At 67.3% G+C, this 18,402-nt stretch carries 31 protein-coding genes; 30 read left to right on the top strand and 1 reads right to left on the bottom strand.

Annotated elements, in window-relative coordinates; genetic code table 11:
- Positions 1–6 precede the first annotated feature (6 nt).
- The 30 genes from rplC (at position 7) to truA (ending at position 17,466) form a co-directional block, all read left to right on the top strand.
- Positions 7–651, top strand: a complete 645-nt coding sequence (rplC, locus tag AMK33_RS11870; protein ID WP_030046373.1) for a 50S ribosomal protein L3 — start codon at positions 7–9, stop codon at positions 649–651.
- Positions 652–659: 8 nt separating this feature from the next.
- A complete protein-coding gene (gene rplD / locus AMK33_RS11865; RefSeq protein WP_073932759.1) occupies positions 660–1,319 on the top strand; it encodes a 50S ribosomal protein L4 in 660 nt (219 codons plus the stop codon).
- Complete coding sequence (rplW, locus tag AMK33_RS11860; RefSeq protein WP_073932758.1) at positions 1,319–1,738, top strand: 50S ribosomal protein L23; 420 nt, start codon at positions 1,319–1,321, stop codon at positions 1,736–1,738. Before rplD ends, rplW begins: the two co-directional genes overlap by 1 nt.
- Before the next feature lie 38 nt (positions 1,739–1,776).
- Positions 1,777–2,613 carry a 50S ribosomal protein L2 gene (gene rplB, locus AMK33_RS11855; RefSeq protein WP_004927281.1) on the top strand — a complete coding sequence of 279 codons (837 nt, stop codon included), beginning with the start codon at positions 1,777–1,779 and terminating at the stop codon, positions 2,611–2,613.
- A 12-nt stretch (positions 2,614–2,625) separates the two neighbouring features.
- Positions 2,626–2,907: a 30S ribosomal protein S19 gene (gene rpsS, locus AMK33_RS11850; RefSeq protein WP_003948639.1), complete on the top strand. Its 282-nt coding sequence runs from the start codon at positions 2,626–2,628 to the stop codon at positions 2,905–2,907.
- Positions 2,908–2,950: 43 nt separating this feature from the next.
- A complete protein-coding gene (gene rplV, locus AMK33_RS11845) occupies positions 2,951–3,298 on the top strand; it encodes a 50S ribosomal protein L22 (RefSeq protein WP_019329637.1) in 348 nt (115 codons plus the stop codon).
- Positions 3,298–4,125, top strand: coding sequence for a 30S ribosomal protein S3 (gene rpsC / locus AMK33_RS11840; protein WP_037929573.1), 828 nt, complete (start codon positions 3,298–3,300; stop codon positions 4,123–4,125). Before rplV ends, rpsC begins: the two co-directional genes overlap by 1 nt.
- A gap of 5 nt (positions 4,126–4,130) precedes the next feature.
- Positions 4,131–4,550 (top strand): 50S ribosomal protein L16, encoded by a 420-nt coding sequence (rplP, locus tag AMK33_RS11835; protein ID WP_007443989.1) that lies wholly within the window; start codon positions 4,131–4,133, stop codon positions 4,548–4,550.
- Positions 4,550–4,774 carry a 50S ribosomal protein L29 gene (gene rpmC, locus AMK33_RS11830; RefSeq protein WP_007494763.1) on the top strand — a complete coding sequence of 75 codons (225 nt, stop codon included), beginning with the start codon at positions 4,550–4,552 and terminating at the stop codon, positions 4,772–4,774. Before rplP ends, rpmC begins: the two co-directional genes overlap by 1 nt.
- A complete protein-coding gene (rpsQ, locus tag AMK33_RS11825; RefSeq protein WP_004927263.1) occupies positions 4,771–5,058 on the top strand; it encodes a 30S ribosomal protein S17 in 288 nt (95 codons plus the stop codon). Before rpmC ends, rpsQ begins: the two co-directional genes overlap by 4 nt.
- A 130-nt stretch (positions 5,059–5,188) precedes the next feature.
- Positions 5,189–5,557, top strand: a complete 369-nt coding sequence (gene rplN, locus AMK33_RS11820; RefSeq protein WP_030831680.1) for a 50S ribosomal protein L14 — start codon at positions 5,189–5,191, stop codon at positions 5,555–5,557.
- 2 nt (positions 5,558–5,559) lie between these two features.
- Positions 5,560–5,883 (top strand): 50S ribosomal protein L24, encoded by a 324-nt coding sequence (gene rplX / locus AMK33_RS11815; RefSeq protein ID WP_030860979.1) that lies wholly within the window; start codon positions 5,560–5,562, stop codon positions 5,881–5,883.
- Positions 5,883–6,440 (top strand): 50S ribosomal protein L5, encoded by a 558-nt coding sequence (rplE, locus tag AMK33_RS11810; protein WP_030860981.1) that lies wholly within the window; start codon positions 5,883–5,885, stop codon positions 6,438–6,440. The genes rplX and rplE overlap by 1 nt, the downstream gene beginning before the upstream one ends.
- A gap of 5 nt (positions 6,441–6,445) precedes the next feature.
- Complete coding sequence (locus AMK33_RS11805; protein WP_003948630.1) at positions 6,446–6,631, top strand: type Z 30S ribosomal protein S14; 186 nt, start codon at positions 6,446–6,448, stop codon at positions 6,629–6,631.
- A 212-nt stretch (positions 6,632–6,843) separates the two neighbouring features.
- On the top strand, positions 6,844–7,242 hold the full coding sequence (gene rpsH / locus AMK33_RS11795; RefSeq protein WP_030831671.1) for a 30S ribosomal protein S8: 399 nt from the start codon (positions 6,844–6,846) through the stop codon (positions 7,240–7,242).
- 24 nt (positions 7,243–7,266) lie between these two features.
- Positions 7,267–7,806, top strand: coding sequence for a 50S ribosomal protein L6 (rplF, locus tag AMK33_RS11790; RefSeq protein WP_073932757.1), 540 nt, complete (start codon positions 7,267–7,269; stop codon positions 7,804–7,806).
- Positions 7,807–7,809: 3 nt separating this feature from the next.
- Positions 7,810–8,193 carry a 50S ribosomal protein L18 gene (gene rplR, locus AMK33_RS11785; RefSeq protein WP_030860987.1) on the top strand — a complete coding sequence of 128 codons (384 nt, stop codon included), beginning with the start codon at positions 7,810–7,812 and terminating at the stop codon, positions 8,191–8,193.
- A 40-nt stretch (positions 8,194–8,233) separates the two neighbouring features.
- The gene (rpsE, locus tag AMK33_RS11780; protein WP_030860989.1) at positions 8,234–8,839 is read left to right on the top strand and encodes a 30S ribosomal protein S5; all 606 of its coding nucleotides are present in this window, start codon (positions 8,234–8,236) and stop codon (positions 8,837–8,839) included.
- Positions 8,840–8,841: 2 nt separating this feature from the next.
- Entirely contained in the window at positions 8,842–9,024 is a 183-nt protein-coding gene (gene rpmD, locus AMK33_RS11775) for a 50S ribosomal protein L30 (RefSeq protein WP_004984515.1), read from the top strand.
- A gap of 2 nt (positions 9,025–9,026) precedes the next feature.
- Positions 9,027–9,482 (top strand): 50S ribosomal protein L15, encoded by a 456-nt coding sequence (gene rplO, locus AMK33_RS11770; RefSeq protein ID WP_030745257.1) that lies wholly within the window; start codon positions 9,027–9,029, stop codon positions 9,480–9,482.
- A gap of 243 nt (positions 9,483–9,725) precedes the next feature.
- Positions 9,726–11,039 (top strand): preprotein translocase subunit SecY, encoded by a 1,314-nt coding sequence (secY, locus tag AMK33_RS11765; protein ID WP_073932756.1) that lies wholly within the window; start codon positions 9,726–9,728, stop codon positions 11,037–11,039.
- A complete protein-coding gene (locus AMK33_RS11760) occupies positions 11,039–11,692 on the top strand; it encodes an adenylate kinase (RefSeq protein WP_073932755.1) in 654 nt (217 codons plus the stop codon). The genes secY and AMK33_RS11760 overlap by 1 nt, the downstream gene beginning before the upstream one ends.
- Before the next feature lie 332 nt (positions 11,693–12,024).
- A complete protein-coding gene (gene map, locus AMK33_RS11755; RefSeq protein ID WP_073932754.1) occupies positions 12,025–12,861 on the top strand; it encodes a type I methionyl aminopeptidase in 837 nt (278 codons plus the stop codon).
- Between the two features lie 318 nt (positions 12,862–13,179).
- Entirely contained in the window at positions 13,180–13,401 is a 222-nt protein-coding gene (gene infA / locus AMK33_RS11750) for a translation initiation factor IF-1 (protein ID WP_003948620.1), read from the top strand.
- 59 nt (positions 13,402–13,460) lie between these two features.
- Positions 13,461–13,574 carry a 50S ribosomal protein L36 gene (gene rpmJ, locus AMK33_RS11745; RefSeq protein ID WP_003998809.1) on the top strand — a complete coding sequence of 38 codons (114 nt, stop codon included), beginning with the start codon at positions 13,461–13,463 and terminating at the stop codon, positions 13,572–13,574.
- A gap of 192 nt (positions 13,575–13,766) precedes the next feature.
- Positions 13,767–14,147, top strand: coding sequence for a 30S ribosomal protein S13 (rpsM, locus tag AMK33_RS11740; RefSeq protein WP_004984507.1), 381 nt, complete (start codon positions 13,767–13,769; stop codon positions 14,145–14,147).
- Between the two features lie 67 nt (positions 14,148–14,214).
- Positions 14,215–14,619 carry a 30S ribosomal protein S11 gene (gene rpsK, locus AMK33_RS11735; protein ID WP_003956432.1) on the top strand — a complete coding sequence of 135 codons (405 nt, stop codon included), beginning with the start codon at positions 14,215–14,217 and terminating at the stop codon, positions 14,617–14,619.
- A gap of 144 nt (positions 14,620–14,763) precedes the next feature.
- Positions 14,764–15,786: a DNA-directed RNA polymerase subunit alpha gene (locus AMK33_RS11730; RefSeq protein ID WP_003966937.1), complete on the top strand. Its 1,023-nt coding sequence runs from the start codon at positions 14,764–14,766 to the stop codon at positions 15,784–15,786.
- 186 nt (positions 15,787–15,972) lie between these two features.
- Positions 15,973–16,467, top strand: a complete 495-nt coding sequence (gene rplQ / locus AMK33_RS11725) for a 50S ribosomal protein L17 (RefSeq protein WP_073932753.1) — start codon at positions 15,973–15,975, stop codon at positions 16,465–16,467.
- A gap of 141 nt (positions 16,468–16,608) precedes the next feature.
- A complete protein-coding gene (gene truA, locus AMK33_RS11720) occupies positions 16,609–17,466 on the top strand; it encodes a tRNA pseudouridine(38-40) synthase TruA (RefSeq protein ID WP_073932752.1) in 858 nt (285 codons plus the stop codon).
- A 15-nt stretch (positions 17,467–17,481) separates the two neighbouring features.
- Here the strand turns inward: truA and AMK33_RS11715 are convergent, their stop codons facing one another.
- Entirely contained in the window at positions 17,482–17,829 is a 348-nt protein-coding gene (locus AMK33_RS11715) for a hypothetical protein (protein WP_327379123.1), read from the bottom strand.
- Positions 17,830–18,402: the final 573 nt, after the last annotated feature.

The raw sequence follows: 18,402 nt of genomic DNA, 5'->3' as shown, positions 1-18,402 counted from the left end.
CTGAGAATGGCTAAGCAGATCAAGGGCATCCTGGGCGAGAAGCTCGGCATGACGCAGGTGTGGGACGAGAACAACCGTGTTGTTCCGGTCACCGTCGTCAAGGCCGGCCCCAACGTCGTCACCCAGGTCCGCACGAACGACGTCGACGGCTACGAGTCGGTCCAGATCGCCTTCGGCGAGATCGACCCGCGCAAGGTGAACAAGCCCCTCAAGGGCCACTTCGCCAAGGCCGACGTCACCCCCCGTCGTCACCTCGTCGAGATCCGCACCGCGGACGCCTCCGAGTACACGCTGGGCCAGGAAGTCACCGCTGAGGTCTTCGAGTCGGGCGTGAAGGTCGACGTCACCGGCAAGAGCAAGGGCAAGGGCTTCGCCGGTGTCATGAAGCGTCACAACTTCAAGGGCCTCGGCGCCGGACACGGCACCCAGCGCAAGCACCGCTCGCCCGGTTCCATCGGTGGCTGCGCCACCCCGGGTCGCGTGTTCAAGGGCCTGCGCATGGCGGGCCGTATGGGCAACGAGCGGGTCACCACCCAGAACCTGACCGTCCACGCCGTTGACGCGGAGAAGGGTCTGCTGCTCATCAAGGGCGCGGTTCCCGGTCCGAACGGCGGCCTCGTCCTGGTCCGCACCGCGGCCAAGGGGGCCTGAGGTAACCGATGAGCACTGTTGACATCCTTTCGCCGGCGGGCGACAAGGCCGGTACCGTCGAGCTCCCCGCGGAGATCTTCGACGTCGAGAAGGTCAGCATCCCGCTGATCCACCAGGTCGTCGTCGCGCAGCTGGCCGCTGCCCGCCAGGGCACCCACAAGACCAAGACCCGTGGCGAGGTCCGTGGTGGCGGCAAGAAGCCGTACCGCCAGAAGGGCACCGGCCGCGCCCGTCAGGGCTCGACCCGCGCGCCGCAGTTCGCCGGTGGTGGCGTCGTGCACGGTCCCGTGCCGCGCGACTACTCCCAGCGCACCCCCAAGAAGATGAAGGCTGCCGCCCTGCGTCACGCCCTCACCGACCGGGCGCGCCACAACCGCATTCACGTCGTCTCTGGCGTGATCGAGGGCGAGACCCCCTCCACGAAGGCCGCCAGGTCGCTGTTCGGCAAGATCTCGGAGCGCAAGAACCTGCTCCTGGTCGTCGACCGCGCCGACGAGGCCGCGTGGCTGTCCGCCCGCAACCTGCCCCAGGTCCACATCCTGGAGCCGGGCCAGCTGAACACGTACGACGTTCTCGTCTCGGACGACGTGGTCTTCACCAAGGCCGCTTTCGAGTCCTTCGTCGCCGGCCCGAACAAGGCCAACGACAACGAAGGGAGCGAGGTCTGATGGCTGCCCGTCACCCCTCCATCGCCTCCAAGGCGGCCAAGAAGGCCAAGGCCGCGCGCGTCGCCAAGGCGCGCCGCCACGAGGCCGAAGGCAAGAACACCGTCGTCACCCCGGCGAGCAAGGCGTACACGGACCCCCGTGACGTCCTGCTGAAGCCGGTCGTGTCGGAGAAGAGCTACGCGCTCATCGACGAGAACAAGTACACGTTCATCGTCGACCCCAACGCGAACAAGACCCAGATCAAGCAGGCCGTCCAGGCGGTCTTCGAGGTCAAGGTCACCGGGGTCAACACGATCAACCGCATCGGCAAGCGCAAGCGCACCCGCACCGGCTTCGGCCAGCGCGCGGCGACCAAGCGCGCGATCGTGACCCTCGCCGAGGGCGACCGTATCGACATCTTCGGCGGTCCGACCGCGTAAGCGGTCAGGATCGTTCGATATCGGACGAGGACTGAGAAATGGGTATCCGCAAGTACAAGCCGACGACTCCGGGCCGTCGTGGCTCCAGCGTCGCCGACTTCGTCGAGGTCACGCGGTCCACGCCGGAGAAGTCGCTGGTCCGTCCCCTGCACAGCAAGGGCGGCCGTAACAATTCCGGTCGTGTGACCGTCCGCCACCAGGGCGGTGGCCACAAGCGCGCCTACCGAGTGATCGACTTCCGTCGTCACGACAAGGACGGCGTGCCGGCGAAGGTCGCGCACATCGAGTACGACCCCAACCGCACCGCGCGCATCGCGCTGCTGCACTACGCCGACGGCGAGAAGCGCTACATCCTCGCCCCGCGCAACCTGCAGCAGGGCGACCGCGTCGAGAACGGTCCCGGGGCCGACATCAAGCCGGGCAACAACCTGGCCCTCCGCAACATCCCGGTCGGTACCACGATCCACGCGATCGAGCTCCGTCCCGGTGGCGGCGCCAAGTTCGCCCGCTCCGCCGGTGCCTCCGTGCAGCTGCTCGCGAAGGAGGGCTCGATGGCCCACCTGCGCATGCCGTCCGGAGAGATCCGCCTGGTCGACCAGCGCTGCCGCGCCACGGTCGGCGAGGTCGGCAACGCCGAGCAGTCGAACATCAACTGGGGCAAGGCCGGCCGCAAGCGGTGGCTGGGCGTCCGCCCGACCGTCCGTGGTGTCGTCATGAACCCGGTCGACCACCCGCACGGTGGTGGTGAGGGCCGTACCTCCGGTGGCCGCCACCCCGTGTCCCCGTGGGGCAAGAAGGAAGGCCGTACTCGTTCGCCCAAGAAGGCGTCGAACAAGTACATCGTCCGCCGCCGCAAGACGAACAAGAAGCGCTAAGGACGGGTTGAGATGCCTCGTAGCTTGAAGAAGGGACCCTTCGTCGACGACCACCTGATCAAGAAGGTGGACGTCCAGAACGAAGCCGGTACCAAGAACGTCATCAAGACCTGGTCCCGTCGCTCGATGATCGTCCCGGCGATGCTGGGCCACACGATCGCGGTGCACAACGGCAAGACCCACATCCCGGTGTTTGTCACCGAGTCCATGGTCGGCCACAAGCTCGGCGAGTTCTCGCCGACGCGCACCTTCCGGGGTCACGTCAAGGACGACCGGAAGTCGAAGCGCCGCTAGTCAGCGGGGTGGATTGACCATGACAAACACTGAAGGGACAACCATGGAAGCCAGGGCCCAGGCGCGGTACATCCGCGTCACGCCCATGAAGGCCCGCCGCGTGGTGGACCTCATCCGTGGCATGGACGCCACGGAGGCTCAGGCGGTCCTGCGTTTCGCCCCGCAGGCCGCGAGCGTGCCGGTCGGCAAGGTGCTGGACAGCGCCATCGCCAACGCCGCGCACAACTACGACCACACCGACGCCGACAGCCTCTACATCTCCGAGGCGTACGTCGACGAGGGCCCGACCCTGAAGCGGTTCCGTCCGCGCGCCCAGGGCCGTGCCTACCGGATCCGCAAGCGGACCAGCCACATCACCGTGGTCGTCAGCAGCAAGGAAGGAACCCGGTAATGGGCCAGAAGGTAAACCCGCACGGGTTCCGGCTCGGTGTCACGACCGACTTCAAGTCGCGTTGGTACGCCGACAAGCTGTACAAGGACTACGTCAAGGAAGACGTCGCCATCCGTCGGATGATGACGTCCGGCATGGAGCGCGCCGGCATCTCGAAGGTGGAGATCGAGCGCACCCGTGACCGCGTGCGTGTGGACATCCACACCGCCCGTCCCGGCATCGTCATCGGCCGCCGCGGCGCCGAGGCCGACCGCATCCGCGGTGACCTGGAGAAGCTGACCGGCAAGCAGGTCCAGCTCAACATCCTCGAGGTCAAGAGCCCCGAGACGGACGCTCAGCTGGTGGCCCAGGCCGTCGCCGAGCAGCTCTCCTCCCGCGTCTCCTTCCGTCGTGCCATGCGCAAGAGCATGCAGGGCACGATGAAGGCCGGCGCCAAGGGCATCAAGATCCAGTGCGGTGGCCGCCTCGGTGGCGCCGAGATGTCCCGCTCGGAGTTCTACCGCGAGGGCCGTGTGCCCCTGCACACGCTCCGCGCGAACGTGGACTACGGCTTCTTCGAGGCCAAGACGACCTTCGGCCGCATCGGTGTGAAGGTCTGGATCTACAAGGGCGACGTCAAGAACATCGCCGAGGTCCGCGCCGAGAACGCCGCTGCCCGTGCGGGTAACCGCCCGGCCCGCGGTGGCGCCGACCGCCCGGCCCGTGGTGGCCGCGGTGGCGAGCGTGGCGGTCGCGGCCGTAAGCCGCAGCAGGCTCCCGCTGCCGAGGCCCCCAAGGCCGAGGCTCCGGCTGCCGCTCCGGCTGAGAGCACCGGAACGGAGGCCTGACCGACATGCTGATCCCCCGTAGGGTCAAGCACCGCAAGCAGCACCACCCGAAGCGCCGCGGTATGGCCAAGGGCGGTACGACCGTCGCGTTCGGCGAGTACGGCATCCAGGCCCTCACGCCGGCGTACGTGACCAACCGCCAGATCGAGGCGGCCCGTATCGCGATGACCCGCCACATCAAGCGTGGCGGCAAGGTCTGGATCAACATCTACCCGGACCGCCCGCTCACGAAGAAGCCGGCCGAGACCCGCATGGGTTCCGGTAAGGGTTCGCCGGAGTGGTGGATCGCGAACGTGCACCCGGGTCGGGTCATGTTCGAGCTGTCCTACCCCAACGAGAAGATCGCCCGTGAGGCGCTGACCCGTGCGGCCCACAAGCTGCCGATGAAGTGCCGGATCGTCAAGCGCGAGGCAGGTGAAGCGTGATGTCGGCCGGTACCAAGGCGTCCGAGCTGCGCGAGCTGGGCAACGAGGAGCTTCTCGCGAAGCTCCGCGAGGCCAAGGAAGAGCTGTTCAACCTCCGTTTCCAGGCGGCGACCGGTCAGCTCGAGAACCACGGTCGGCTGAAGGCCGTCCGTAAGGACATCGCGCGGATCTACACCCTGATGCGCGAGCGCGAGCTGGGCATCGAAACGGTGGAGAACGCATGAGCGAGAACAACGTGACTGAGACGAACACCGAGGCTCGGGGCGACCGCAAGACCCGTGAGGGCATCGTCGTCAGCGACAAGATGGACAAGACCGTCGTCGTCGCCGTCGAGGACCGCAAGAAGCACGCGCTGTACGGCAAGGTCATCCGCAGCACGAGCAAGCTCAAGGCCCACGACGAGCAGAACGCCGCCGGCGTCGGCGACCGCGTCCTCCTGATGGAGACCCGGCCGCTGTCCGCCACGAAGCACTGGCGCATCGTCGAGATCCTCGAGAAGGCCAAGTAGGTAATTCCCGCAAGGGAATTCCCAAAAGTACGTTCCTGCGGGGCATCCCTCGCAGGGCAGTTCCGCCAGGCTCCGGGGGCCGTTCAGCCGAACGGCCCCCGGGGAACCGGCAGACAAACAGGAGATAGACGTGATCCAGCAGGAGTCGCGACTGCGTGTCGCCGACAACACGGGTGCGAAGGAAGTCCTCTGCATCCGTGTGCTCGGTGGCTCCGGTCGCCGCTACGCGGGCATCGGTGACGTCATCGTCGCCACCGTCAAGGACGCGATCCCCGGTGGCAACGTGAAGAAGGGTGACGTCGTCAAGGCGGTCATCGTTCGCACCGTCAAGGAGCGCCGCCGTCCGGACGGCTCGTACATCCGCTTCGACGAGAACGCCGCCGTCATTCTGAAGAACGACGGCGACCCTCGCGGCACCCGTATCTTCGGCCCCGTCGGCCGTGAGCTGCGCGAGAAGAAGTTCATGAAGATCATCTCCCTCGCGCCGGAGGTGCTGTGAGCATGAAGATCAAGAAGGGCGACCTGGTCCAGGTCATCACCGGTAAGGACAAGGGCAAGCAGGGCAAGGTCATCGCGGCCTACCCCCGCGAGGACCGTGTCCTGGTCGAGGGTGTCAACCGGGTCAAGAAGCACACCAAGGCCGGCCCGACCGCCGGTGGCTCGCAGGCCGGCGGCATCGTGACCACCGAGGCCCCGGTCCACGTCTCCAACGTCCAGCTGGTCGTGGAGAAGGACGGCAAGAAGGTCGTCACGCGCGTCGGTTACCGCTTCGACGACGAAGGCAACAAGATCCGCGTTGCCAAGCGGACGGGTGAGGACATCTGATGACGACCACCACCACTCCGCGTCTGAAGACGAAGTACCGCGAGGAGATCGCGGGCAAGCTGCGCGAGCAGTTCTCCTACGAGAACGTCATGCAGGTTCCCGGCCTCGTCAAGATCGTGGTCAACATGGGTGTGGGCGACGCCGCCCGCGACTCCAAGCTGATCGAGGGCGCCATCCGCGACCTCACCACGATCACCGGTCAGAAGCCGGCCGTCACCAAGGCCCGCAAGTCCATCGCGCAGTTCAAGCTGCGTGAGGGCCAGCCGATCGGTGCCCACGTCACGCTCCGTGGCGACCGCATGTGGGAGTTCCTGGACCGCACCCTGTCGCTCGCGCTGCCGCGCATCCGCGACTTCCGCGGCCTGTCCCCCAAGCAGTTCGACGGCCGTGGCAACTACACCTTCGGTCTCACGGAGCAGGTCATGTTCCACGAGATCGACCAGGACAAGATCGACCGCACCCGGGGTATGGACATCACCGTGGTGACCACGGCGACCAACGACGAAGAGGGCCGCGCCCTTCTCCGTCACCTCGGCTTCCCCTTCAAGGAGGCGTGAGCGAGATGGCGAAGAAGGCTCTGATCGCGAAGGCTGCTCGCAAGCCCAAGTTCGGTGTGCGTGGCTACACCCGCTGCCAGCGCTGTGGCCGCCCGCACTCCGTGTACCGCAAGTTCGGCCTGTGCCGCGTGTGCCTTCGTGAGATGGCTCACCGTGGCGAGCTGCCGGGCGTGACCAAGAGCTCCTGGTAATCCGGTAGTTCCGGACTCCCAGGGCTCTCGGTAAGCATTGGGAACGGCGGGAGGCCCGCTCCGTATGGCTTAGGCTTGCGGGGTTGGGCACCTGCCGTGCCCCAGACGACTTACTACGCCGTAGGTCCACCGCGCCGCACCCGTCCCGTCTCGGATCGGGGAGAGGGATGGCGCACCAGGAAACCCCGGCGAGAGAGGCCGAAGGCCAATTCATGACCATGACTGATCCGATCGCAGACATGCTTACGCGTCTGCGGAACGCGAACTCGGCGTACCACGACTCCGTGGCGATGCCGCACTCGAAGATCAAGTCGCACATCGCGGAGATCCTCCAGCAGGAGGGCTTCATCACGGGCTGGAAGACCGAGGACGCCGAGGTCGGCAAGAACCTCGTCCTCGAGCTGAAGTTCGGCCCGAACCGTGAGCGCTCCATCGCGGGCATCAAGCGGATCTCCAAGCCCGGTCTCCGGGTGTACGCGAAGTCCACCAACCTGCCGAAGGTGCTGGGCGGCCTCGGCGTGGCGATCATCTCCACGTCGCACGGGCTCCTCACCGACAAGCAGGCCGGCAAGAAGGGCGTGGGTGGGGAAGTCCTCGCCTACGTCTGGTAGCGGAAGGGAACGGAGGAAACAGCTATGTCGCGCATCGGCAAGCTCCCCATCGCGGTTCCCGCCGGCGTGGACGTCACCATCGACGGCCGTACGGTCTCGGTCAAGGGCCCCAAGGGCACGCTGACCCACACCGTCGTGGCGCCGATCGAGATCGTCAAGGGTGAGGACGGCGTGCTGAACGTCACCCGCCCCAACGACGAGCGTCAGAACAAGGCCCTTCACGGCCTGTCCCGCACGCTGGTGGCGAACATGATCACCGGCGTGACCCAGGGTTACGTGAAGAAGCTCGAGATCAGCGGTGTCGGTTACCGCGTTGTCGCCAAGGGTTCGAACCTGGAGTTCTCCCTCGGCTACAGCCACTCGATCACCGTCGAGGCGCCCGAGGGCATCACCTTCAAGGTCGAGGCTCCGACCCGTTTCTCGGTCGAGGGCATCGACAAGCAGAAGGTCGGCGAGGTTGCGGCCAACATCCGCAAGCTGCGCAAGCCCGACCCGTACAAGGCCAAGGGTGTCAAGTACGAGGGCGAAGTCATCCGCCGCAAGGTCGGAAAGGCGGGTAAGTAAGCCATGGCATACGGGCAGAAGATCCTCAAGGGCGACGCCTACAAGCGCGCCGCGATCAAGCGCCGTCACATCCGGATCCGCAAGCGGATCGCGGGTACCGCGGAGCGTCCCCGTCTGGTCGTGACCCGCTCCAACCGCCACATCGTGGCGCAGGTGATCGACGACCTGAAGGGTCACACCCTGGCGTCGGCGTCCACCCTGGACGCGTCGGTCCGCGGTGGCGAGGGCGACAAGTCCGCGCAGGCCAAGCAGGTCGGCGCCCTGGTCGCCGAGCGTGCCAAGGCCGCCGGTGTCGAGGCCGTCGTGTTCGACCGTGGTGGTAACCAGTACGCCGGGCGCATCGCCGCTCTGGCGGACGCCGCCCGCGAAGCCGGCCTGAAGTTCTGAGCCGGTTCCGAGCTAGCGGAAACAGAGAGAGGTAATTCCAATGGCTGGACCCCAGCGCCGCGGTGGCGGTGCCGGTGGCGGCGAGCGGCGGGACCGGAAGGGCCGTGACGGCGGCGCAGCTGCCGCCGAGAAGACCGCGTACGTTGAGCGCGTCGTCGCGATCAACCGCGTCGCCAAGGTTGTGAAGGGTGGTCGTCGCTTCAGCTTCACCGCGCTGGTCGTGGTGGGCGACGGTGACGGCACCGTGGGTGTCGGATACGGCAAGGCCAAGGAGGTGCCGGCCGCCATCGCCAAGGGCGTTGAGGAGGCCAAGAAGCACTTCTTCAAGGTCCCCCGCATCCAGGGCACCATCCCGCACCCCATCCAGGGTGAGAAGGCTGCCGGCGTCGTGCTGCTCAAGCCCGCGTCGCCCGGTACCGGTGTGATCGCCGGTGGTCCGGTGCGCGCCGTGCTCGAGTGCGCCGGTATCCACGACGTGCTGTCGAAGTCGCTCGGCTCCGACAACGCGATCAACATCGTGCACGCGACCGTGGCGGCCCTCAAGGGCCTGCAGCGTCCCGAGGAGATCGCGGCCCGCCGTGGTCTGCCGCTCGAGGACGTCGCCCCCGCGGCTCTTCTCCGCGCACGTGCCGGGGCGGGTGTGTGATCATGGCGCAGCTCAAGATCACGCAGGTCAAGTCCTACATCGGCAGCAAGCAGAACCACCGTGACACCCTGCGTTCGCTTGGCCTGAAGAAGGTCAACGACGTGGTCGTCAAGGAGGACCGCCCCGAGTTCCGCGGCATGGTGCACACCGTCCGCCACCTCGTGACGGTCGAGGAGGTCGACTGATCATGGCGGAGCAGAACCCGCTCAAGATCCACAACCTCCGTCCCGCCCCCGGCGCCAAGACCGCCAAGACCCGTGTCGGTCGTGGTGAGGCGTCGAAGGGTAAGACGGCCGGTCGTGGTACGAAGGGCACCAAGGCCCGTTACCAGGTTCCGGAGCGCTTCGAGGGTGGCCAGATGCCGCTCCACATGCGCCTCCCGAAGCTGAAGGGCTTCAAGAACCCGTTCAAGACCGAGTACCAGGTCGTGAACCTCGACAAGCTGGCCGCGCTGTACCCCGAGGGTGGCGAGGTCACCGTCGAGGGCCTGGTGGCCAAGGGTGCCGTTCGCAAGAACAGCCTCGTCAAGGTCCTCGGCCAGGGCGAGGTCTCCGTGGCGCTGCAGGTGACGGTCGACGCCGTCTCCGGCTCCGCCAAGGAGAAGATCACCGCCGCCGGCGGTACCGTCACCGAGCTCGTCTGACCCTTTCAGGTGTCTCGATGACGTAGAGCGATCCCGACCGGGGATACCCCACATTTGGGGTATCCCCGGTTGGTCGTTCCTAGGGCGGCATGGTCGCCGGTAAGGTGGCCTGCGCTGCCCACTGACCTCGGGCGCCCCAAGCGGGCACTCAGGGCGGCAGTTGACCGTTACGTATTCGTCCTTAGTCGGAATCTCAAGACCGTCACCCTTGACGCAGTTGCGCGGGGGGTCGCAGGAGGCACCGTGCTCACCGCGTTCGCCCGGGCGTTCAAGACGCCCGACCTGCGCAAGAAGCTGCTCTTCACGCTCGGCATCATCGTGGTGTACCGCATCGGTACCAACGTTCCCATTCCGGGCGTCGACTACCGCAACGTCCAGACCTGCATCGACAACGCCGAAGCCAATTCGGGTCTGTTCGGTCTGGTCAACATGTTCAGCGGCGGGGCGCTGCTCCAGATCACGATCTTCGCGCTGGGCATCATGCCCTACATCACCGCGTCGATCATCCTGCAGCTGCTGACCGTGGTGATCCCGCGTCTGGAAGCCCTCAAGAAGGAGGGCCAGGCCGGTACGGCGAAGATCACGCAGTACACCCGTTATCTGACGGTGGCGCTGGCCATCCTCCAGGGCACCGGCCTGGTGGCCACCGCCCGCAGCGGTGCCCTGTTCCAGGGCTGCCCGGTCGCGAGCCAGATCGTCCCGGACCAGTCGATCTTCGTGACCGTCACCATGGTCGTCACCATGACCGCCGGTACGGCCGTCGTCATGTGGCTCGGTGAGCTCATCACCGACCGCGGCATCGGCAACGGCATGTCGATCCTGATGTTCATCTCGATCGCCGCGACGTTCCCCTCCGCCCTGTGGGCCATCAAGCAGGGGGGCACCCTCGCGGGCGGCTGGATCGAGTTCGGCACCGTGATGCTCGTCGGGTTCGTCATGGTCGGCCTGGTCGTCTTCGTGGAGCAGGCCCAGCGCCGGATCCCCGTGCAGTACGCCAAGCGCATGGTCGGCCGCCGTTCCTACGGCGGCACGTCGACGTACATCCCGCTCAAGGTGAACCAGGCGGGCGTCATCCCCGTCATCTTCGCCGCGTCGCTGCTGTACATCCCGGCGCTGATCGTCCAGTTCTCCAGCTCGACGGCGGGCTGGGCGACGTGGGTCGAGGCGAATCTCGCCGACCCCGCGGCCACGGCGCACATCGTTCTGTACTTCCTCCTGATCGTGTTCTTCGCCTTCTTCTACGTGGCGATCTCCTTCAACCCCGAGGAAGTCGCCGACAACATGAAGAAGTATGGTGGCTTCATCCCGGGCATCCGGGCTGGCCGACCGACCGCTGAGTACCTCAGCTACGTACTCAACCGGATCACCTGGCCGGGTTCGCTGTACTTGGGTCTGATCTCTCTCGTGCCGACAATGGCGTTGGCTGGTTTCGGGGCGAACCAGAACTTCCCGTTCGGCGGGACCAGCATCCTGATCATCGTGGGTGTCGGTCTCGAGACGGTGAGGCAGATCGAGAGCCAGCTCCAGCAGCGCAATTACGAAGGGTTCCTCCGCTGATGCGAATCGTCCTCGTCGGGCCGCCGGGTGCCGGTAAGGGTACGCAGGCCACCCGCCTTGCCGAGAAACTGCGCATCCCGCACATTTCGACAGGCGACCTGTTCCGCGCCAACATCAGCCGGCAGACCGAGCTGGGGAAGCTCGCCAAGTCCTACATGGACGCGGGCAATCTCGTCCCCGACGAGGTCACCATCGCCATGGCCAAGGACCGTATGGAGCAGCCCGACGCCGAGGGCGGCTTCCTGCTGGACGGCTTCCCGCGCAACGTGTCGCAGGCCGGGGCGCTGGACGAGCTGCTGCAGACCGAGGGCGTCAAGCTGGACGCGGTCCTCGATCTGGAGGCCCCCGAGGACGAGGTCGTCAAGCGGATCGCCGGCCGGCGGACCTGCCGCAACGACTCCGCGCACGTGTTCCACGTGACGTACAGCCCGCCGAAGCAGGAGGGTGTGTGCGACGTCTGTGGTGGTGAGCTGTACCAGCGGGACGACGACTCCGAGGAGACCGTGCGGACGCGGCTGGAGGTCTACCACACGCAGACCGAGCCGATCATCGACTACTACCGGGCGCAGGGGCTGGTCGTGACCATCTCCGCGCTGGGTCCCGTCGACGAGGTCACGGGGCGGGCGCTGGAGGCGCTGAAGAGCGGTAAGTAGTTTTCTGTACGTCGGTCGCAGCCGCGGTTCCTCTGGGTAAGGGGCCGCGGCTGTGGCTTGGCGGGGGTGGGTTCGCGCAGCCCGGCGCTTGCGGGGCGCCTCCTCACTCTCGGCTTCTCCCCCACTCTCGGCTTTGCTCGAGCGGGAGGGACCCCCATGACCGGGAGGTGCCCCCATCGCCCACCCGTGCCGCCCTGGAGTACCTCCCAGGCCCTTAAGGCGCTGGGGGAGGCACGATCGTCCGCGGCTGGCGCGGTGCTGCGGCACGATTGCCCGCGGTTATCGTGGATAGCGTTCGTATCCCTTCCTGGTCCAGAAAGGCCGTCCTCCCCATGGTGCAGATCAAGAGCCCTGAGCAGATCGCCAAGATGCGTGAGGCGGGGTTGGTGGTCGCCGCCATTCACGCGGCCACCCGTGAGGCCGCCGTACCCGGGGCCACGACCAAGGATCTGGACCAGGTCGCCCGCAAGGTGCTCGCGGAGCACGACGCCAAGCCGAACTTCCTCGGCTACGGCGGCTTCCCCGCGACGATCTGCACCTCGGTGAACGACGTCGTCGTCCACGGCATCCCCTCCGACGACGTCGTCCTCAAGGACGGCGACATCATCTCCATCGACTGCGGCGCGATCATCGACGGCTGGCACGGCGACGCCGCGTACACCGCGTTCGTCGGGTCCGGCCACTCCCCGGAGCTGGTCGAGCTGTCCCGGGTGACCGAGGAGTCGATGTGGGCCGGCATCGCGGCCATGAAGCAGGGCAACCGGCTCGTCGACATCTCCCGCGCGGTCGAGACGTACATCCGCCGCCAGCCCAAGCCGGGCGGCGGCAAGTACGGGATCATCGAGGACTACGGCGGCCACGGCATCGGCACCGAGATGCACATGGACCCGCACCTGCTGAACTACGTCGAGCGCAAGCGGGGCAAGGGCCCCAAGCTGGTCCCGGGCTTCTGCCTCGCCATCGAGCCGATGGTCTCCCTGGGCACCCCGAAGACGAAGGTCCTCTCCGACGACTGGACGGTCATCACCACCGACGGCACCTGGTCCTCCCACTGGGAGCACTCCGTCGCCCTCACCGAGCAGGGCCCCCTGGTCCTGACGGCCCCCGACGGCGGCAAGGCCAAGCTCGCGGAGATGGGCATCACGGCGGCTCCGGATCCGCTCGGCTGAGGTCGTCGGCCCCGGGCGGTCCGCCGGTCGGAGGCCGGCGCAGCCGCTCGAAGCCTGTGAGGCGCCCCGGCGCCGAGCCCGCGAGAGTGGCGTCAAGGATCGGGTCGGCGGCAAGGCCGAGCTCGCGGAGATGGGCATCACGGCGGCTCCGGATGCGCTCGGTTAAGGATCAGCTTCGTGGGGCAGACTTCCCCGATTCGTGTTTCCGGGTGCGCTGACGTAGACTGACTCGTCGGCTCTTGTGCACCCGCATGTCTGCATGTACTACACACGGTGCACGCCAGAGTCGATCAAGGTAGTCGATTCGAAGGGCGAAGCGTGGCCAAGAAGCAAGGTGCCATCGAGATCGAGGGCACTGTCGTCGAGTCTCTTCCGAACGCCATGTTCAAGGTCGAGCTCCAGAACGGCCACCAGGTCCTGGCACACATCAGCGGCAAGATGCGCATGCACTACATCCGCATCCTCCCTGACGACCGGGTCGTGGTGGAGCTGTCTCCGTACGACCTGACGCGTGGCCGGATCGTCTACCGGTACAAGTAGATCTTGCCCGCTCCCCGGCCCGCCGGGGTGATGGCACTGACCCGGAGAACCTCACACCCATGAAGGTCAAGCCGAGCGTCAAGAAGATCTGCGACAAGTGCAGGGTGATCCGCCGTCACGGCCGGGTCATGGTCATCTGCGAGAACCCGCGCCACAAGCAGCGCCAGGGCTGACCGCAGCACGATCGACCCTCTGCGACTTCCGCAGAAATTCGCGCGACGCGAGCAACACACGTTCATACGCAGGTCCCGAGCCGCACGGCTCGACACCCCCGGCTCGGAGGCCGGGGACCTGGTCCGTACCTGGTACGGCGGGCCGGGATCCGGTCCTGTGGAAGACCTCCGACAATCAACTGGAGCCATTGAATGGCACGCGTTTCCGGTGTTGACATCCCGCGCGAAAAGCGCGTGGAGATCGCCCTCACCTACGTGTTCGGCATCGGCCGGACCCTTTCGCAGCAGACGCTGGCCGCCACCGGCGTCGACCCGAACACCCGCGTTCGCGACCTCTCCGAGGAGCAGCTCGTCGCGATCCGCGAGTACGTCGACAACAACATCAAGACCGAGGGTGACCTCCGTCGCGAGATCCAGGCCGACATCCGCCGCAAGGTCGAGATCGGCACCTACCAGGGTCTGCGTCACCGTCGCGGTCTGCCCGTCCGCGGTCAGCGCACCAGCACCAACGCGCGTACCCGCAAGGGCCCGCGTCGCGCCATCGCCGGCAAGAAGAAGCCGGGCAAGAAGTAGTCCGCAGCGGACTTCGCCGTCCAGCGGTCTTCGCTGTAGGACCGACCACCTCCCGTAGGAGTTACAGATGCCCCCCAAGGGTCGTCAGGGCGCTGCCAAGAAGGTGCGCCGCAAGGAAAAGAAGAACGTCGCTCACGGCCACGCGCACATCAAGAGCACGTTCAACAACACGATCGTGTCGATCACGGACCCGTCCGGCAACGTGATCTCCTGGGCCTCCGCCGGCCACGTCGGCTTCAAGGGCTCCCGGAAGTCCACGCCGTTCGCCGCGCAGATGGCCGCCGAGTCGGCTGCCCGTCGCGCCCAGGAGCACGGCATGCGCAAGGTCGACGTGTTCGTCAAGGGCCCGGGTTCGGGTCGCGAGACCGCCATCCGTTCGCTTCAGGCGACCGGTCTTGAGGTCGGCTCCATCCAGGACGTCACGCCCACCCCGCACAACGGCTGCCGTCCGCCGAAGCGTCGTCGCGTCTGATCCGTCGCGTCGTTCCCGACGCGTCTGATCTTGCTTCACCAGGGTTTTCACGGGCGGTACGACTCTTTCGGGTCGTATCGCCCGTACCCTTGCAGTACTGGTCGGGCGTCAAATAGCGGGCGCCCCTGACTGAAGGATCACCACATGCTGATCGCTCAGCGTCCCTCGTTGACCGAAGAGGTCGTCGACGAATTCCGCTCCCGGTTCGTGATCGAGCCGCTGGAGCCGGGCTTCGGCTACACCCTCGGCAACTCGCTCCGCCGTACCCTCCTGTCGTCGATCCCCGGTGCCGCCGTCACCAGCATCCGCATCGACGGCGTCCTGCACGAGTTCACCACCGTGCCGGGCGTCAAGGAGGACGTCACCGACCTGATCCTCAACATCAAGCAGCTGGTCGTCTCCTCGGAGCACGACGAGCCCGTCGTGATGTACCTGCGCAAGCAGGGCCCGGGTCTGGTCACCGCCGCCGACATCGCCCCGCCGGCCGGTGTCGAGGTGCACAACCCCGACCTCGTCCTCGCCACGCTCAACGGCAAGGGCAAGCTGGAGATGGAGCTGACCGTCGAGCGCGGTCGCGGCTACGTCTCCGCCGTGCAGAACAAGCAGGTCGGCCAGGAGATCGGCCGTATCCCGGTCGACTCGATCTACTCGCCGGTCCTCAAGGTCACCTACAAGGTCGAGGCGACCCGTGTCGAGCAGCGCACCGACTTCGACAAGCTGATCGTCGACGTCGAGACCAAGCAGGCGATGCGTCCGCGCGACGCCATGGCCTCCGCCGGTAAGACCCTGGTCGAGCTGTTCGGTCTCGCCCGCGAGCTGAACATCGACGCCGAGGGCATCGACATGGGCCCGTCCCCCACGGACGCCGCCCTCGCCGCCGACCTGGCGCTGCCGATCGAGGAGCTGGAGCTCACCGTTCGGTCGTACAACTGCCTCAAGCGTGAGGGCATCCACTCCGTGGGTGAGCTCGTCGCCCGCTCCGAGGCGGACCTGCTCGACATCCGCAACTTCGGTGCGAAGTCCATTGACGAGGTCAAGGCGAAGCTGGCGGGTATGGGCCTCGCGCTCAAGGACTCGCCTCCCGGGTTCGACCCGACCGCTGCCGCGGACGCCTTTGGTGCGGACGACGACGCGGACGCGGGCTTCGTCGAGACCGAGCAGTACTAAAGCTCGGGACTTTCGGTCCGTACTTGGCTGCCGACCGGCTGTGGCTGGTCGCGCCCACGCGACGGAGTCGCATATCGACACCTCCCCGCGCCCCTTTGGGGCGCGGGGTCTCCGACAGACGACCGTCTGCTCGGATACTGACCCCGGTACCTGATACGGCCGGGGCAGACACCTAGGAGAAACACCATGCCGAGGCCCACCAAGGGTGCCCGTATGGGCGGCAGCGCCGCGCACGAGAAGCTGCTCCTCGCGAACCTCGCGAAGGCGCTGTTCGAGCACGGCCGCATCACCACCACCGAGGCGAAGGCGCGCAAGCTGCGTCCGTACGCCGAGCGTCTGGTCACCAAGGCGAAGAAGGGCGACCTTCACAACCGCCGTCAGGTGCTCCAGGTCATCACGGACAAGAGCATCGTCCACACGCTCTTCACCGAGATCGGCCCGCGGTACGAGAACCGTCCCGGTGGCTACACCCGCATCACCAAGATCGGTAACCGCCGTGGCGACAACGCGCCCATGGCCGTCATCGAGCTGGTCGAGGCGCTGACGGTGGCGCAGGAGGCCACCGGCGAGGCCGAGGCCGCGACGAAGCGTGCGGCCAAGGACGCCGAGGCCGCCGAGACCAAGGTCGACACGACCAAGGCCGACGACGAGGCTGCCGCCGAGGAGTCGAAGGACGCGTAAGCGTTCTGCCGGGGGACTGTGCGTCGGCGGCTGCGGCTGCGTCGTGGCTGGTCGCGCAGTTCCCCGCGCCCCTTAAGGCGTTGGCGGGTCCGTTCCTTTCGAGGGGCGGGCCCGTTTTCGTGTGGGTGAGAGGATCTCTGTGTGAGTGACGAAGTGCAGGCCGGGTTCGTACGGGTGCGGCTGGACCTTTCCTACGACGGGGCCGAGTTCTCCGGGTGGGCCAAGCAGGCTGGTGGGCGGCGGACCGTGCAGGGGGAGATCGAGGACGCGCTGCGGACCGTGACGCGGTCCGGGGGGACGACGTACGAGCTGACCGTGGCCGGCCGTACCGACGCAGGGGTGCACGCGCGGGGGCAGGTCGCGCATGTCGATCTGCCGCGGGAGGTCTGGGTCGAGCACCACACGAAGCTGCTCAAGCGGCTCGCCGGGCGGCTGCCGAGGGACGTACGGGTGTGGGCGCTCAGGGAGGCGCCCGACGGATTCAACGCCCGGTTCTCCGCGATCTGGCGGCGCTACGCCTACCGCGTCACCGACAACCCGGGCGGGGTGGACCCGCTGCTGCGCGGCCACGTGCTGTGGCACGACTGGCCGCTCGACGTCGACGCCATGAACGAGGCGGCCCGCGATCTGCTGGGGGAGCACGACTTCGCCGCGTACTGCAAGAAGCGGGAGGGGGCCACGACCATCCGGACCCTCCAGGAGCTGAGCCTGGTGCGCGGCGAGGACGGGATCATCACCGCCACCGTCCGGGCCGACGCCTTCTGCCACAACATGGTCCGCTCGCTGATCGGCGCGCTGCTGTTCGTCGGTGACGGCCACCGCCCGCCGGACTGGCCGGGCAAGGTGCTGGCGGCGGGCGTACGGGATTCGGCCGTCCATGTCGTACGCCCGCACGGCCTGACCCTGGAGGAGGTCGGTTACCCGGCCGACGAACTCCTCGCGGCCCGCAGCAAGGAGGCCCGCAACAAGCGGTCCCTCCCGACGGCCGGCTGCTGCTGAACCGGGACGGGCCGCTCAGTCCTCCGCCCAGGCGGTGAGCAGGCCGGCCACGGCAGCCGCTGCCTCGTCGGAGTCGCGGCCGTCACCCCGGGCGCCGGGGGCCAGCTCCAGGTGGACGAAGGTCGCGTGCTGCCGTTCGGCGGCCCGGCCCTGGACGTTCGTCGTGCCCTCCAGCGGGCAGCGCGCCGACCAGCCCCGGCAGACCCGCAGCCCGTCCGACTCCATGCGGTCGGCCAGGGCGGAGACCTCCCCGGGCGCGCTCTCCGCGGCACCGGTGGACACGACGGCGTCATAGCGGTCCGTGGTGGACTCGGCGAAGCCGTGCAACTGGACACCGGGCACGCCGCGCTCCTGCAGCTCCACGACGATGGCGTGGAAGGCACTGTCCTCGCGGTGGGCGACATCGGCGGCGTCTCCCGCCTGGACGGCAACGGCTACTACGCCAAGACGCTGCGCAGCGCCAAGCGGCTGTGACGCGCCCGCCCCGCGGCGGCTACTCGTCGGCCGCAGCAGGGAGGCCCGCAACAAGCGGTCCTTGCCCGGGGGTTCAGGATGTGCGACCTGCTGGTTCTGTCCCGTTCCCGTCCTTGCGTCCCTCCTGGCACATTCGGAACGTAGTACTCCAGTCATCCCCTTACCGTCCTCTTGTCTCTCGTATAGCCTTGGGGCGCTCGGCCATGGGGTAGGGGAGGCCGGGCGAGGGCGGGGGTCGACGGGCCGGTCGGGGTCCGGGGAGTTTCATATGGGTTCAGTGGGCCCGGTGCGGGCCGGGGGGCGTCGTGATCCGCGCCGGAGCGGCGGACGACGCAGGGCGTCACGCGGTGGCGGAGCCCCGCTGGGGCTGTTGCCGCTGCCGCCGACGGACAGGGAGAAGTACGCCTACGCGCGCCGGCACTTATGGATCCTGACGGTCAGTTCGCTGATCAGCTTCTGCTG

It is taken from the genome of Streptomyces sp. CB02400 (genome assembly GCF_001905725.1).
Taxonomy (GTDB): Bacteria; Actinomycetota; Actinomycetes; order Streptomycetales; family Streptomycetaceae; genus Streptomyces; species Streptomyces atrovirens.
The sequence above is the reverse complement of the archived record's forward strand: the minus strand, read 5'-3'. Positions and strand labels throughout refer to the sequence as shown.

Coding starts and splice junctions, on each gene's coding strand:
- rplC (WP_030046373.1), top strand. CDS start 7: ATGGCTAAGCAGATCAAGGGCATCCTGGGCGAGAAGCTCGGCATGACG.
- rplD (WP_073932759.1), top strand. CDS start 660: ATGAGCACTGTTGACATCCTTTCGCCGGCGGGCGACAAGGCCGGTACC.
- rplW (WP_073932758.1), top strand. CDS start 1,319: ATGGCTGCCCGTCACCCCTCCATCGCCTCCAAGGCGGCCAAGAAGGCC.
- rplB (WP_004927281.1), top strand. CDS start 1,777: ATGGGTATCCGCAAGTACAAGCCGACGACTCCGGGCCGTCGTGGCTCC.
- rpsS (WP_003948639.1), top strand. CDS start 2,626: ATGCCTCGTAGCTTGAAGAAGGGACCCTTCGTCGACGACCACCTGATC.
- rplV (WP_019329637.1), top strand. CDS start 2,951: ATGGAAGCCAGGGCCCAGGCGCGGTACATCCGCGTCACGCCCATGAAG.
- rpsC (WP_037929573.1), top strand. CDS start 3,298: ATGGGCCAGAAGGTAAACCCGCACGGGTTCCGGCTCGGTGTCACGACC.
- rplP (WP_007443989.1), top strand. CDS start 4,131: ATGCTGATCCCCCGTAGGGTCAAGCACCGCAAGCAGCACCACCCGAAG.
- rpmC (WP_007494763.1), top strand. CDS start 4,550: ATGTCGGCCGGTACCAAGGCGTCCGAGCTGCGCGAGCTGGGCAACGAG.
- rpsQ (WP_004927263.1), top strand. CDS start 4,771: ATGAGCGAGAACAACGTGACTGAGACGAACACCGAGGCTCGGGGCGAC.
- rplX (WP_030860979.1), top strand. CDS start 5,560: ATGAAGATCAAGAAGGGCGACCTGGTCCAGGTCATCACCGGTAAGGAC.
- rplE (WP_030860981.1), top strand. CDS start 5,883: ATGACGACCACCACCACTCCGCGTCTGAAGACGAAGTACCGCGAGGAG.
- AMK33_RS11805 (WP_003948630.1), top strand. CDS start 6,446: ATGGCGAAGAAGGCTCTGATCGCGAAGGCTGCTCGCAAGCCCAAGTTC.
- rpsH (WP_030831671.1), top strand. CDS start 6,844: ATGACCATGACTGATCCGATCGCAGACATGCTTACGCGTCTGCGGAAC.
- rplF (WP_073932757.1), top strand. CDS start 7,267: ATGTCGCGCATCGGCAAGCTCCCCATCGCGGTTCCCGCCGGCGTGGAC.
- rplR (WP_030860987.1), top strand. CDS start 7,810: ATGGCATACGGGCAGAAGATCCTCAAGGGCGACGCCTACAAGCGCGCC.
- rpsE (WP_030860989.1), top strand. CDS start 8,234: ATGGCTGGACCCCAGCGCCGCGGTGGCGGTGCCGGTGGCGGCGAGCGG.
- rpmD (WP_004984515.1), top strand. CDS start 8,842: ATGGCGCAGCTCAAGATCACGCAGGTCAAGTCCTACATCGGCAGCAAG.
- rplO (WP_030745257.1), top strand. CDS start 9,027: ATGGCGGAGCAGAACCCGCTCAAGATCCACAACCTCCGTCCCGCCCCC.
- AMK33_RS11760 (WP_073932755.1), top strand. CDS start 11,039: ATGCGAATCGTCCTCGTCGGGCCGCCGGGTGCCGGTAAGGGTACGCAG.
- map (WP_073932754.1), top strand. CDS start 12,025: ATGGTGCAGATCAAGAGCCCTGAGCAGATCGCCAAGATGCGTGAGGCG.
- rpmJ (WP_003998809.1), top strand. CDS start 13,461: ATGAAGGTCAAGCCGAGCGTCAAGAAGATCTGCGACAAGTGCAGGGTG.
- rpsM (WP_004984507.1), top strand. CDS start 13,767: ATGGCACGCGTTTCCGGTGTTGACATCCCGCGCGAAAAGCGCGTGGAG.
- rpsK (WP_003956432.1), top strand. CDS start 14,215: ATGCCCCCCAAGGGTCGTCAGGGCGCTGCCAAGAAGGTGCGCCGCAAG.
- AMK33_RS11730 (WP_003966937.1), top strand. CDS start 14,764: ATGCTGATCGCTCAGCGTCCCTCGTTGACCGAAGAGGTCGTCGACGAA.
- rplQ (WP_073932753.1), top strand. CDS start 15,973: ATGCCGAGGCCCACCAAGGGTGCCCGTATGGGCGGCAGCGCCGCGCAC.